Source organism: Maridesulfovibrio ferrireducens, assembly GCF_900101105.1.
Classification (GTDB): Bacteria; Desulfobacterota; Desulfovibrionia; order Desulfovibrionales; family Desulfovibrionaceae; genus Maridesulfovibrio; species Maridesulfovibrio ferrireducens.
The window spans coordinates 207645-220036 of the sequence record NZ_FNGA01000003.1; the positions used below are offsets into that span (position 1 = coordinate 207645).

Annotated in this window: 14 protein-coding genes and 3 tRNA genes; 5 read left to right on the forward strand and 12 right to left on the reverse strand. The window is 43.4% G+C overall.

Going from position 1 to position 12392, the window contains the following annotated elements:
• Nucleotides 1–87 precede the first annotated feature (87 nt).
• Both BLT41_RS10150 and BLT41_RS10155 read left to right on the forward strand, forming a co-directional pair.
• Nucleotides 88–708: a LysE/ArgO family amino acid transporter gene (locus BLT41_RS10150; protein WP_092160802.1), complete on the forward strand. Its 621-nt coding sequence runs from the start codon at nucleotides 88–90 to the stop codon at nucleotides 706–708.
• A gap of 125 nt (nucleotides 709–833) precedes the next feature.
• Nucleotides 834–2189, forward strand: a complete 1356-nt coding sequence (locus BLT41_RS10155) for a phosphatidylserine decarboxylase family protein (RefSeq protein WP_092160803.1) — start codon at nucleotides 834–836, stop codon at nucleotides 2187–2189.
• Between the two features lie 80 nt (nucleotides 2190–2269).
• On the opposite strand, the gene BLT41_RS10160 is transcribed toward BLT41_RS10155, so the two are convergent.
• The 6 genes from BLT41_RS10160 to BLT41_RS10185 form a co-directional block, all read right to left on the reverse strand.
• Complete coding sequence (locus BLT41_RS10160) at nucleotides 2270–3301, reverse strand: hypothetical protein (RefSeq protein WP_092160804.1); 1032 nt, start codon at nucleotides 3299–3301, stop codon at nucleotides 2270–2272.
• A 361-nt stretch (nucleotides 3302–3662) separates the two neighbouring features.
• A tRNA-Met gene (locus tag BLT41_RS10165) sits at nucleotides 3663–3739 on the reverse strand.
• Between the two features lie 173 nt (nucleotides 3740–3912).
• Nucleotides 3913–3989: transfer RNA gene (locus BLT41_RS10170), tRNA-Met, on the reverse strand.
• A 72-nt stretch (nucleotides 3990–4061) separates the two neighbouring features.
• Nucleotides 4062–4370 carry an AzlD family protein gene (locus BLT41_RS10175; RefSeq protein WP_170830359.1) on the reverse strand — a complete coding sequence of 103 codons (309 nt, stop codon included), beginning with the start codon at nucleotides 4368–4370 and terminating at the stop codon, nucleotides 4062–4064.
• On the reverse strand, nucleotides 4367–5047 hold the full coding sequence (locus BLT41_RS10180) for an AzlC family ABC transporter permease (RefSeq protein ID WP_092160806.1): 681 nt from the start codon (nucleotides 5045–5047) through the stop codon (nucleotides 4367–4369). Before BLT41_RS10180 ends, BLT41_RS10175 begins: the two co-directional genes overlap by 4 nt.
• 199 nt (nucleotides 5048–5246) lie before the next feature.
• Nucleotides 5247–5323, reverse strand: a tRNA-Met gene (locus BLT41_RS10185).
• Between the two features lie 86 nt (nucleotides 5324–5409).
• Here BLT41_RS10185 and BLT41_RS10190 point away from each other — a divergent pair.
• Both BLT41_RS10190 and BLT41_RS10195 read left to right on the forward strand, forming a co-directional pair.
• A complete protein-coding gene (locus tag BLT41_RS10190; protein ID WP_092161615.1) occupies nucleotides 5410–6150 on the forward strand; it encodes a glycosyltransferase family 2 protein in 741 nt (246 codons plus the stop codon).
• Nucleotides 6147–6836: a TVP38/TMEM64 family protein gene (locus BLT41_RS10195; RefSeq protein ID WP_092160807.1), complete on the forward strand. Its 690-nt coding sequence runs from the start codon at nucleotides 6147–6149 to the stop codon at nucleotides 6834–6836. Before BLT41_RS10190 ends, BLT41_RS10195 begins: the two co-directional genes overlap by 4 nt.
• A 66-nt stretch (nucleotides 6837–6902) precedes the next feature.
• On the opposite strand, the gene BLT41_RS10200 is transcribed toward BLT41_RS10195, so the two are convergent.
• A complete protein-coding gene (locus BLT41_RS10200; RefSeq protein ID WP_092160808.1) occupies nucleotides 6903–7502 on the reverse strand; it encodes a phosphatase PAP2 family protein in 600 nt (199 codons plus the stop codon).
• A gap of 204 nt (nucleotides 7503–7706) precedes the next feature.
• Between BLT41_RS10200 and BLT41_RS10205 the strand changes: the two genes are divergently transcribed.
• Entirely contained in the window at nucleotides 7707–8822 is a 1116-nt protein-coding gene (locus BLT41_RS10205; protein ID WP_092160809.1) for a glycosyltransferase family 4 protein, read from the forward strand.
• 132 nt (nucleotides 8823–8954) lie between these two features.
• Here the strand turns inward: BLT41_RS10205 and hisF are convergent, their stop codons facing one another.
• From hisF to BLT41_RS10230, 5 genes are all read right to left on the reverse strand, one after another.
• Complete coding sequence (gene hisF / locus BLT41_RS10210) at nucleotides 8955–9734, reverse strand: imidazole glycerol phosphate synthase subunit HisF (protein ID WP_092160810.1); 780 nt, start codon at nucleotides 9732–9734, stop codon at nucleotides 8955–8957.
• Nucleotides 9727–10365, reverse strand: a complete 639-nt coding sequence (hisH, locus tag BLT41_RS10215; protein WP_092160811.1) for an imidazole glycerol phosphate synthase subunit HisH — start codon at nucleotides 10363–10365, stop codon at nucleotides 9727–9729. The genes hisF and hisH overlap by 8 nt, the downstream gene beginning before the upstream one ends.
• 178 nt (nucleotides 10366–10543) lie before the next feature.
• Nucleotides 10544–11353 (reverse strand): J domain-containing protein, encoded by an 810-nt coding sequence (locus tag BLT41_RS10220; RefSeq protein ID WP_092160812.1) that lies wholly within the window; start codon nucleotides 11351–11353, stop codon nucleotides 10544–10546.
• Nucleotides 11354–11357: 4 nt separating this feature from the next.
• Entirely contained in the window at nucleotides 11358–11795 is a 438-nt protein-coding gene (locus BLT41_RS10225; protein WP_092160813.1) for a YkgJ family cysteine cluster protein, read from the reverse strand.
• Entirely contained in the window at nucleotides 11792–12217 is a 426-nt protein-coding gene (locus BLT41_RS10230; protein WP_092160814.1) for a CoA-binding protein, read from the reverse strand. Before BLT41_RS10230 ends, BLT41_RS10225 begins: the two co-directional genes overlap by 4 nt.
• Nucleotides 12218–12392 lie beyond the last annotated feature (175 nt).

Here is a 12392-nt window from a genome sequence, read left to right on the forward strand (position 1 = left end):
AAAATTAATAACAAATGAAAATATTTAATTTTACTAATTCAGATTGGATGTTTAAGATCGCTTCAACTTAAACAATGGAGATAATAAATGTCTATGATACTACCATATATGCAGGGATTCGGGACCGGGGGAGGGCTGATTGTTGCTATCGGTGCTCAGAATGCCTTTGTGCTGACTCAGAGCATCAAAAAGAATCATCATCTGAAAATTTGTTTGGTGTGTGCGCTGTGCGATGCTGTGTTGATTACACTTGGCGTGCTTGGAACAGGTGATTTTGTTGCTTCTCATCCTATGTGGCTTAAACCTGCCGCGTGGGGCGGAGCTGCCTTTCTTGCGTGGTGCGGATTTAGTTCTTTCCGTTCAGCAATAAATGGCGGCAAGCTTGAAAGTGATGAGGAGACTGTCACGGGAGTACGCCCAATCATTATGATGACTTTTGCGATAACCTTACTTAATCCGCATGTATATTTGGATACGATAGTAATGCTCGGTTCCATCAGCGGCCAGTATTCAGGCGAAGCTCGATATTTCTTCGGTTTTGGAGCTGTGACAGCATCATTTATCTGGTTTTACACCCTTGGATTTGGAGGGCGTGCGTTAGCTCCTTTATTTAGAAAGCCTGTGACTTGGCGTATACTGGATAGCCTTGTAGGCGTGACCATGTGGGCGATAGCGTTCAGTCTTGGTGCAAAAGCTATGAGTGTATAGTGACAATAAACAATAGTAAGATAATTCATTCCCACACTTCGTAAAATAGGCTAAAACCAAAGGAATATTCATAGTGCGGATGCTCCGTTATGAACATTAGTGATGACTAACAAAAAGGAGTTCTTATGAAAAAACTTTTGTTTAAAACCGGCATTTTTGCAGTTTTTCTAGCGATTTTATTGGTGTTATCGGCGCAATCTTCTTTTGCAGATGTGTCGAAAGAGACAACCCCTTACCGGGTGGGAAAGTGGCTACCTTCTGATCAGCAGGTATTGAATGACTGGCGAGCTGATATTATTAGTCAGACGGATGGTTCCAGCAAGGTTGTCTTGCTTCCTGTTATTCAGGAATTTAAAGATTTGATTGAGAGCGACCCTGAACTTTTCATGCTCTTTACTGAAATGTTTAAGCAGGTTCCCCACAAGCCTCCTTATGACAAAGATCCTACCGGCAAACCGCAGGTCAGAGATTATAACCATATGTTGCGACTTATAAACGCCATTATGACGCGTGCTCCTGAATTCAACAAAACAGGGCTGGTTGGATTCCCGATCAATGCTATTTTAGACTGGCCTATGGGAACTTCTGCCGGGACTGCTGCTTTTCTGAATGATAAGGTTAACCGGCAGCTTAAGAAAATTTTGACTCAGTGGGCTGTGTTTCTTGGTTCACAGGATTCACGTTACGTTTTGAGTGATGATCCTGAAAATGGCTGGTTCGGACGTGATGCAAAAAAAGCAATGCCGACTTTTGCAAAGGACTTTATCTGCGATCCGAAGAAACCGTATTACGGTTTTACTTCATGGGATGACTTTTTCACACGTGTCTTTCGTGAAGGCCGCCGTCCAGTGGCGGCCCCTGACGATGATTATGTCATAAGTAATTCCTGTGAATCCGCACCGTATAGACTGGTTGAAAATGTTAAGTTGCGCGATAATTTCTGGATCAAGGCGCAGCCTTATTCCCTTACACATATGATGGGTGATGAGGAACTTGCTAAACAGTTTGCCGGAGGAACAGTCTATCAGGCTTTTTTGAGTGCTCTCAGTTACCACCGCTGGCATAGTCCTGTGAGTGGAAAAATCGTGAAAGTTCAGAACATAGACGGTTCATACTACGCAGAAGCTCAGAGTCTCGGCTTTGATCCTTCCGGCCCTAATGAATCTCAAGGATATATCACGCAGGTTGCTGCCAGAGCATTGGTTCTGATAGAAGCTGACAATCCGGATATCGGCTTGATGGGAGTAATGTTTGTCGGCATGGCAGAAGTTTCATCTAATGAAGTTACTGTCTATGAAGGGCAGCATGTGAAAAAGGGTGATCAACTGGGCATGTTTCACTTTGGAGGCTCCACGCATACTCTTATTTTCAGGCCGGGTGTGAAACTTGAGTTTGATCTGCACGGTCAGAAACCGGGACTGCATTCTAGTAATATTCCTGTAAGATCAAAAATTGCGACGGTAAAGAAGACGAAGAAGTAGTACAGAATAAAAAAGGGGTTTACATCGCATACGATGTAAACCCTTTTTTATAGTGGTGTTCTTCTAACTTTTTGAATTCTTTATCTTCGAATAGTTTCCGACACGTCGAGCAGTCGCTCTCTCACTGTGAACATATAGCGAGCCATCTTGCCTCGGTGGTCAGCGAACATAGAATCTTCTTTGCCGCGTAATACAACCGCAGGGTTGAATGTGCAGATTTTGTTCATGGCTACCATCGCTTCCTCAAGGTTCTGAGTTCCGCCCTTGTCCACATTGGTAATTTTTTCAGGATAGAGTTCTTTCAGCACGGTGATTACATCACGAAGAACCAACGTCATGCCTTGTGCGAAATACACACGGTCATCCAGTTCAGATCCCGTCAGAGAATCTCCAGGTGCAGAGAGCCAGCCTAGCGGAACATCAATAAAGTTTTTGGAAAGGATGAAGGTCAACATCTCATAGATTTCGCTGGCCTTGATGTTGACGATAGCACGGGTATCTTTCTTCTGCTTGCTGTCCACTTTCATTCCAATCAGCTTATCGGCGTATTTGTGGACGTTAGCTACGCCATCGTCATACGCGGAAGAGGAAGACCTCTCGAAGAAACCCCAAGTCCGGGGACCGTAGGTAAAGTCGCGTTCACGAGCTTCCTGCATCCATGGATTTTCAGGGTCCATGGAACCGTATTTTGCCATGGTGGTGGAGAAAAATTTCTGCAAAAGAGTTGTAGCTGTGAGAACTCCAAGCTTACGATTGACCGCATTATCGAAATGAGATTTGGGATTCACAAACAAATACTGGGGGGTCCACCCGTCAGCCAGCTCAGCTTCCAACCGGGACACAATTGCTAGAACAAGAACCCGGCCTTTCAAATTTTCAAGTTCTTCCTTGCTCGAATCAGAAGCATCTGGGTTGTTGAAGGCAGGATGTGCCTTAACCTCTACGATTTCCGTACGGACAGGGGAGGATATTTCAGGCCATTCAGTAGTGGAGAACATATACCCCATCCCGGAATATGCCCACCAAAGCCCCCACAGGACCAAGGGAATAAAGAAGGCCAATACTTTGCCACTAGTCGGGACCATTTTATGTAATTTTTTTATAATGCTCATAATAATACCTATTTTTTTCTTTGTTATTCATACGCTCATCTTTTCTTTAATTGTTCTAACTATCTTGAATTCAAATCGCAAGTGTAACTGAAACAAACTTTGAGCTTCTCCCCAACAGCAAAGTTAGAGGAGTATAAATGAGTCATTATACGCTGCATACCGGAGAAGAAAGATATCAGAATTATGCATTAAAGACAGCAGATCATATTAAAGTAAAAAAATCTTAAATTATTGGTGGTTATAAAACTAACGTAAGGCTAGCAAGAGGTTGTATGTTTGTTTTGTAGATAGAGATAATGGCTGGTCACTATAACAAAAAAAAGGCTTAATCTTTCGATTAAGCCTTTTGTATTAAACTATATGGTTGCGGGGGCAGGATTTGAACCTACGACCTTCGGGTTATGAGCCCGACGAGCTACCAAACTGCTCCACCCCGCGTCACTGAGAATGTTTCTACACATTCTGGTATTTGCTGTCAACTGAAATTTTGACATTTGCAAATTATTTCGAATATTATCAGGGTCTTAAAAAATATCATCCATTTTAAATATGGATTTAACCCCGAAAAAAAAAGAACCCGTCAAGCGATCAGGTTCATCTCAGAATCTATGTGGTTGCGGGGGCAGGATTTGAACCTACGACCTTCGGGTTATGAGCCCGACGAGCTACCAAACTGCTCCACCCCGCGTCACTGTGAAAAGGGAACTACATGCTCAGGTATAAGGTGTCAACTAAAAGAATGACGGTCTCAAATGATTTCTTATACCATATGTCTGCCTATGGCGACAACAAGCATTCCTGCCAGCATAGCAATAAATACATTTTTGGTTTTGAATGCGACTGCAATGGTTATCAAACCGCCCGTAAACCCCACAATTCCTTCTGAAAAAAAACCGGGAGCAGCAAGAGATATGAGTATAGTTCCGGGGAGGGCGGTTAAGGCTCTTCCTATGCGTCCTCCGGTGGGTAAGTATCCGGCAAGAAGCAATCCTCCGGCACGCATTAAATATGTTGCCAGCGAGGCGAGTCCAATTGCGAGAAAAGCGTTTTCAGAGGTTAAAGAGATCAAGCTTTCTCCCTTTGTGGTGCTGTGAAAGCAGCACATGCTGCTCCTGATACGCCGCCCACCAGTATGTACCATTTGCCGGGCACGAAGTGTTCGGTGAGAACTGAGGCTGTTATGGCGACCATCCACGGGAGCACATCCTGTCTGCCTTGCCATAAGGAAACAGCCAGAGCTGTGAATACTGCGGTGAAGGCGAAGTCCAGAGCAAGCACTTGCGGGTCGGGTATAATTCCTCCCAGAGACATGCCCGCCATGGTTCCACAGCTCCAGACCAGCATCAGAAACATTCCGCCTCCGAGAAGGTGGAAAATATCAGCTTGGCCTTTGCGCGCAGCAACCATGGTCATGGCCCAGTTTTCGTCGGCCACAAAATGCATGATGCTCATTCGGCGCAGCAATCCTTGTCCGGCAAATAAGTCTTTAAGTGAGGCTGCGATGAGTATGTAGCGCATGTTTACAATTGTTGCTGCGATAGCCATTTCCGTTACGGGTAGCGGGTCAGCCCACATATCCACCATTACGAATTGGGCAGATCCGGCAAACATGAAAACATTAAGTGCCATTATATAGGTCCAGGCAATGGATTTTTGTGCAGCTAGAACGCCAAGTACAGAGCTGTATGCAATAACGCTGGGTGTAAGAGGTATATTGGCTCGGACTCCATTCATAAAGCCGTTCATTCTTATCTCCCTTTTTCGAAAAAAATTGATCGACTGGGGCAAGGTGGTGCTTATCTCACATTTATGATGAGTTCAAATTTTGTGGTGTGCAGCTTTTATCAGAAAGAAGTATAATAATTTGTCTGTCAGAGTCAGGTCTTTTTTTCATTAGGCAAAAAAATAACCCATTTAAAAAAATGGGTTATTTAAAAAATCTATGTGGTTGCGGGGGCAGGATTTGAACCTACGACCTTCGGGTTATGAGCCCGACGAGCTACCAAACTGCTCCACCCCGCGTCACTGAGAGCATGTCTACAGTTGGACCCTTTCATTGTCAACAGCTATTTACAAAATTATTAAATTTTCTTATCTCATCTTTCGATATGACAAAAAACTATGACATCTCCCTCGTAATCCCCGTTTATAACGAACAGGATAACTTACGAAAACTAATGCAGGAAATTGATTCGGCCCTAGAGCCGCTTAATATTCCATATGAAGTTGTGTTTGTGGATGACGGCAGTAAAGACGCAAGTCTCTCTGTTTTGAATGAAATTTCAAAAACCTATCAAGCTGCCAGATATATTTCATTTGAAGAAAACAGAGGGCAGTCAGCTGCATTTTGTGCAGGTTTTGATGAAGCTCTTGCACCGCGCGTCGCTACAATGGACGCTGACCTTCAAAATGATCCCGCAGATCTTCCGGCTATGTTAGCCCTTTATAACGAAGGATATGACATGGTTATAGGCTGGCGTATGAAGCGCAAGGATGTGTGGATTAAAAGAGTCGGCTCTAAAATTGCTAACGCTATAAGAAATAAACTGACCAAGGAATCGGTTAAAGATACCGGATGTTCCTTAAAAATTATGCGTACTGAAATGGTCCGTACAATTCCCCGTTTTAACGGAATGCACCGTTTTCTGCCTACACTTATGAAGATGCAGGGCGCGAGTGTTTCTGAAATTAAAGTGAATCATCGTCCACGTCATCAAGGTGAATCCAAGTATGGAACTTTGGATCGTGCCATGGCCGGAGGATATGATCTTTTAGGTGTGCGTTGGTTGCAAAGTCGCCAATTTTCTTATTCTGTTAAAGAGCGCAGCGGCGAAAAAGATAATTTATGACATCTCCTCGAAGTGATTCAAAAGTAAAAGCCAAAGCCCTTATTAAAGGGCTTGCAATGCTCGGTGTGCTTGCTTTAGCTGTTTATTTAGTCAGATATGCCGGGCTTTCTGAAGCGCTGGATACTAAGTGGATTGATGAGCATGTCAGCTCGCGCGGAATGACAGGTGTAATTTTATATGTCGGCATAGCCGCGTTCTTTTCTGCCATTGGATTTCCGCGTCAGTTAATTTGTTTTATGGGTGGATACGCCTACGGATTTGCGCTTGGAGCCTTGCTCGGGACCATCGGAACAGGGCTTGGGTGCGCCTGTGCATTTATTTATGCACGACTTGTGGCCCGCTCATTTATTCAAAATAAATTTGGAGCCCGCATTCAAAAAGTGGATGATTTTTTAAGTCGCAGTCCGTTTAATATGGCTCTGACAATTCGCTTTTTCCCGCTGGGGAGCAATGTTATTACAAACCTCCTTGCCGGAGTAACCGGCATTCCCGCGATTCCCTTTATTCTCGGTTCCACAATTGGTTATCTGCCGCAGAATATAGTTTTCGCACTTTTTGGTAGCGGAGTGAATGTTTCTTCGACCACTCAAATGGTTATGGCGGTAATTTTGTTTATTGTTTCAACTTTATTAGGTTTTAAACTTTATAAAAAATACCGTAATCAGGCCGAAGCTATGGTTGAATAAAAATAAACCCCGTCGATTTTATCTGACGGGGTTTATTTTTTTATATTCATTTTTTTTAATTTAAAATTAGAGTCTTAATTTGTCGGGAATTTTATTTTTGATAAAATTATTCCAGATCAGCCAGACTGAAATTGCGACACATATTCCGACAACCCATCCGGCTAACACATCGGTCGGGAAGTGTTTTCCCAGATATAAACGTGAATAGCCCACAGCCAGCGGCAGCAAGATCATCCAAGGTCTCAGCTTACGGAAAAAGAACATACACATCAGCGCAAATGCCATAGAATTGGCGGCATGTGCTGAGGGGTAGGAGTTGCCTTTTTCTTTGAGCGGTTTAAAATCAAGTGGTCTGCGTTGCCACTGTCCGTCTTCTCTAAAATAGGTCAGAGGGAGTGAATTTACAGGGCGGACTCTGCCGATGGTTTTTTTTATCAGCCCTGTGGAGAAATCGGCGACTCCCATAGAGGCAATGATGACCAACATTACAATTAGAATTTTCGGCCCTTTTTTATAAATGCCGTATGCTGTAGCAGCGAGAATAATCACCCATAAAAGAGCTGCGGATGAAATCAGCGGCATTATTTGATCCAGCCAGCTTTTTCTAAAAATCTGGTTGGCAAAAATAAATAATTTCATATCTAAAGGCTGTGTTGCGAAAAACACGTATTTCTCCTGATTGACCGTTTATCTTGGCAAATGAGCTGTTTCCGACTAACATCTTCGCGCGGTAGTTTGTACGTATCGCTTCAGTTGGCAGGTATCAATTAAAACGACAGCCCGCAAGGTTACAGTTTTATTGCTGATTGAGCATGATATTAACGTTTTTATGTTTACTTGTTATATTCCGTAAGGTTATAAGTTAAAAATATGATTAAAATTGCAATAATGCTGCCGCGTTTCAGCCGATACGGTGGAGTAGAGCGCTTTGGATATAATCTCAGTAAGACTTTGGCTGAGCAAGGATACAGTGTCGATTTTATCTGTTCCCGGGCTGAGGAAAAACCTCCGCAGGGTGTAACGGTTATTGGTGTAGGGCGATATGGTTTGTGCCGTGCCGGAAAGTTGTTGTGGTTTATCCTTGCAGCCGAAAAGGTGCGTAGGGATGGAAAATATGATCTTTGCATAAGCCTAGGTAAATCGCTCAATCAGGATATATTGCGCGTTGGCGGCGGTCCTCTTGAATCATTCTGGAAACTTTCACGCCGGGCATGGCCTGCGGGATTCGCTCGTTTATTTAAGATGTTTCGCAGGCGTACCGCTCTCGTAAATATACTTATTAAATATATTGAGAAGCGTCAGGTTCGTTCAGGTTGCCGCATGGTCTGTGTTTCACACCGCGTTAAGGAATGGATGATTGAATCGCATCCTGCCATGAGTGAGCGCGAAATAGATGTGGTTTACAACAAGCCGGACTTGTCTCTTTTCTTCAAACCAACCGAAGATGATAGAATTAAGAGTCGCGCTGAATTTTCTTTAACTGATAATGATGTCGTAATATCAACCGCCACTACTAATTTTGCCTTAAAGGGTGTTTCAAGCCTGATTAAGGTCTTGGCAGAATTGCCGGATAATTATTATTTGCATATAGCCGGGGGCCGTAACCCTGCAAAATATCAGGCTCTGGCAGAAAAACTCGGTGTCGCGAAGCGTGTCCGGTTCTTGGGTAAGGTCACAGATATGCCTGCTTTTTACGGAAGTTCAGATATTTTTGTCCTTCCTTCATACTATGATGCGTGTTCAAATTCGGTGCTTGAAGCTCTGGCTTGTGGTCTGCCTGTTTTAAGTTCCCGCGATAATGGAAGCAGTTACTTTCTGCCGTCCGATAGAGTTTTTGATGATCCGTCAGATTTTATGAAGATTAAAGAGATGATTGTGACGGCATTAGAAGAGCACGATGAAATTCCATTTGAATGGCCTGAAAAAATTCCATGCGGAATTGAGCCATATTTAAAAATGGTAAAAGAAATGGTTTTACAAAAATAAAATTTGCTTATTAATAGGGATTCCAAAGGGGATTATCCCCGTTGGTCCAGCCGAAGGCGAAAGATTTTAAAAAAGGCCCTCAAAATTAATTTTGAGGGCCTTTTGAATTAACAAATATCAGTTGTAAATCTGCTACCAAGTGGAGCGGGTTTTAACCCCTTTTGAAGCCATGTGCTCTTTCAACTGAGGCAGAGTATATTCACCGTAATGAACGATGGAGGCTATAAGGGCTGCGGATGCGCGGCCTTCTGTCACAGCATCAACCATGTGCTGAGGGTGTCCTGCTCCGCCTGATGCGATGACAGGAACGGTTACGCTTTCAGCTATCAGTTTGGTAAGTTCAAGGTCGTATCCGTCTTTTGTTCCGTCTGCGTCAATTGAGTTGAGGCAGATTTCACCGGCTCCGAGAGCTTCACAGGTTTTGGCCCAGTCGAGAGCATCGATGCCCATGAATTTACGTCCGCCGTTGATGACGATTTCAAAACCTGAAGGGATCTGTTCAGTTTTAGGTACTCTTTTAACGTCCATTCCTAAAACAATGCATTGCGATCCGAAAGCTGCCGCGCCCTGACTGATAATGTCGGGATTTTTAACAGCGCCGGAGTTTACGGATACTTTTTCTGCACCGGCCATAAGTACTGCGCGCATATCTTCGACAGAGTTGATTCCTCCGCCGACTGAGAAGGGGATGAATATTTCAGAAGCAACACGTTCTACAACATCCAGAAATATTCCACGTCCTTCAGACGAGGCGGTGATGTCGTAAAATACGATTTCATCAGCACCTTGTTCGTAATACATCTTTGCTGTTGCAACAGGGTCACCGATATCAACGTTGTCTTTAAATTTAACGCCCTTAGTAAGGATTCCGTTGCGCACGTCCAGACAGGGTATGACTCGTTTGCTAAGCATCGGAAGCCTCCTTGCAGTATTCGTAGAAATTGGAAAGCATTTTTAGGCCGGGGTTACCGCTTTTTTCCGGGTGGAACTGAACGGCCCAGAGTCCTTCGCGTCCGTGAAGGGAACAGAAAGGGCGGCCATAAATTGTTTCGCCGATAATAAATTTTTCTTCGGGAGCTGGATAATAGCTGTGGACAAAATAAAAGTATGCTTCAGGATCAATATCTTTAAAAAGAATACAGTCCTGTTTCAGCTCAACTTGGTTCCAGCCCATATGAGGCACGCGGATAGGAACTCCTTCGTAATCCACCCATGAAGGATTGAAGAGTCTGCATTCTCCGGGGATAACTGAAAGAGCTTTGGTGTCGTTTTCTTCGCTGTAGTCCAGTAGAATCTGACAACCTACGCAAATGCCGAGCAGAGGCTTTTTTTTCGAAACTAAGTCTTTTAATAGTGCGTCAAGACCGCCGGCAGTAAGTTCGTCCATAGCCTGACCCGCAGCACCGACGCCTGGAAAAATTATGCCGGTTGCTTTGGATAGCACGTCCGGATCAGATGTGATTACGTTTGGAATGTCTAATTTGTTCAGAGCGCGCTGAACACTGGTTTGATTCCCAGCCTTGTAGTCAAGAATGGCCAGCATGAGTTGAACTCCCTTATTTTTTTATGTATCTTTTGGTCCGCTTGAAAGTCACAGTCAATAAAGCTGAGCGTGAAAACATCCTAAAAGGGATAAAACGGTTCTTCCTTATCTTAGGGGCTAGTAAAAAAAGCGGAGGAAAACAAGAAAAAAGATGAATAGAATATATTTTTCTAAAATTCTATTTAGCAAGAATTCGTAAATAAAGGTCACCTTTCAGCGGGCCGAGCTTTCTGCCTTGGCCTTTAAGACGTATCGGTCTGCCGATGATAAAATCTCGCGGTAGTGTAATATCGAGAATTTTTGAACTTTTTTTGAAACCTTGCTGGATGGTTATGCGAATGTTTCGACCGGGGATAAGTGTTGATGCGGGAAAGAAGACGGTTTGTTCATCGTCCATCTGTCCGCTCACCCACGACTTAATTCCTCCGAAAATTCCACGCGAAACATCAACTGATACGGATTTATCACCCCAGTTCATGTTTATTTTACGCTCTTTAGCCGAGCCGGGAGTCGTATAAGGTTTATCTTTGCTTATCTGGCGGTAAATATCTTCGAATACCTGTTTTGCAAATGGATCATTAAGAATATCTTTGAGGACATCTTCCTCTTTTTGATAAAAAGATCTGCTTTGCTGGGCAGAAGCTGAACGGGTCTTGTTCTGGGCATCCGTTCGTGCGGTTTTTTGTTGTTGCTGGTAAGCTTTTGCACCTTGAGATGCTGTTTTTTGATCGGCTCGAGAAGTGAATGTTGCTTTTCTTTTGGTATACGAGGCTTTTCCGGCCGAAGTCGGTTTTTCAGAATCGTTACGCATTTCGTTTCTAAGAAAAACGTACGCTTCATTCACTTCTCTGAATTTACGGGCAGCATCAGGGCTGGGATTAAGGTCAGGGTGCATGGTAAAGGCCAGTTTACGAAATGCCTTTTTCACATCTGCAATTTTTGCATCTGAATCTATTTTTAATATTCGCCGTGCTTCCTGAAAATTCATATAACTAGTCGTCTTCGGTAATGAGTGCGTTGGGGCCCACTTCAGGATCGTGCTGACGCAATCCTTCAGCGCGAATGTATTCTTTGCCTTGAATTACAAATTGTTCATGTCCGGCTTCGTTGTTAATACCCGGACAGTAATCCTGAACCATCTCCCAGCTCAGTTTGTCAACGAGATTTCCTCTGAAAAAAGGCCATGCTCTGCAAACGTCAGGTCTGCCGGGGTGAACTCCGCACCCTTCGTTGAAAAATACGCAGTATCCGTCTTCTCTGCTTTGGAGACGGATTTTACCGTTTACAGTCTCGCTGTATTTTAAAACCATTTCTTCTTCTGGCAAGCCGAGATGTTCAGCCAGTCTTTTTCTATCTTTTTTGGTCATTATTATGCCGCCTTCGCCTTGACAGCAGTGGCCGCATCTTTGACATTCAAAAGCTTTAATCATAATTTTTTGCCTACGAGTCTTTTATGGTCAACCATTATACATCGGTCTTCAATGACAGTAATATCTTTTACGCTTAGAATTTCCCGGGATTCAGGGCTGAATATGCCTTGCTGCATCCAGAAAACTTTTGGAAGAGTATTCAGTTTTAAACATTCTTCAGCATGGTCCGGGCAAAATTCCGGTGCTCTGAAAACATCTACAAGGTCAACATGTTCGGGGATATCAAGAATGGACTTATAGGTTTTAAGTCCCCATACATCCTGTCTTTTAGGATGAACAGGAATAACTTTAAATCCGGTTTCAATCAGATAGCGGCCCACCATATCAACGGGTCTGCCCGGTTTATCGACAGCACCTATTACGGCTATGACCTTGACCTCATTCAGAAGTGCGGCTAACTTTTTTTCATCAAGCAATAACATATTACTTTTCTCCTCGTGGTGCACAAACTCGTGCATGCTACAGTAAAGCACTATGACTTGCAAAGAGCTCTTTTTATGTATTTTGATTAAGATTAATATTTTATTTAAATTACTCATTCAGCTTAAAAAAGTATATATTTTTCAAAGTAATTTGGAATTTAATTAAGAATAGCAA

Bases quoted from the DNA above. Each gene is read 5' to 3' on its own strand.
- BLT41_RS10160 (WP_092160804.1), bottom strand. From the start codon at position 3,301: ATGAGCATTATAAAAAAATTACATAAAATGGTCCCGACTAGTGGCAAA.
- BLT41_RS10155 (WP_092160803.1), top strand. From the start codon at position 834: ATGAAAAAACTTTTGTTTAAAACCGGCATTTTTGCAGTTTTTCTAGCG.
- BLT41_RS10205 (WP_092160809.1), top strand. From the start codon at position 7,707: ATGATTAAAATTGCAATAATGCTGCCGCGTTTCAGCCGATACGGTGGA.
- BLT41_RS10220 (WP_092160812.1), bottom strand. From the start codon at position 11,353: ATGAATTTTCAGGAAGCACGGCGAATATTAAAAATAGATTCAGATGCA.
- BLT41_RS10195 (WP_092160807.1), top strand. From the start codon at position 6,147: ATGACATCTCCTCGAAGTGATTCAAAAGTAAAAGCCAAAGCCCTTATT.
- BLT41_RS10190 (WP_092161615.1), top strand. From the start codon at position 5,410: ATGACAAAAAACTATGACATCTCCCTCGTAATCCCCGTTTATAACGAA.
- BLT41_RS10150 (WP_092160802.1), top strand. From the start codon at position 88: ATGTCTATGATACTACCATATATGCAGGGATTCGGGACCGGGGGAGGG.
- BLT41_RS10230 (WP_092160814.1), bottom strand. From the start codon at position 12,217: ATGTTATTGCTTGATGAAAAAAAGTTAGCCGCACTTCTGAATGAGGTC.
- hisF (WP_092160810.1), bottom strand. From the start codon at position 9,734: ATGCTTAGCAAACGAGTCATACCCTGTCTGGACGTGCGCAACGGAATC.
- BLT41_RS10180 (WP_092160806.1), bottom strand. From the start codon at position 5,047: ATGAACGGCTTTATGAATGGAGTCCGAGCCAATATACCTCTTACACCC.
- hisH (WP_092160811.1), bottom strand. From the start codon at position 10,365: ATGCTGGCCATTCTTGACTACAAGGCTGGGAATCAAACCAGTGTTCAG.
- BLT41_RS10225 (WP_092160813.1), bottom strand. From the start codon at position 11,795: ATGATTAAAGCTTTTGAATGTCAAAGATGCGGCCACTGCTGTCAAGGC.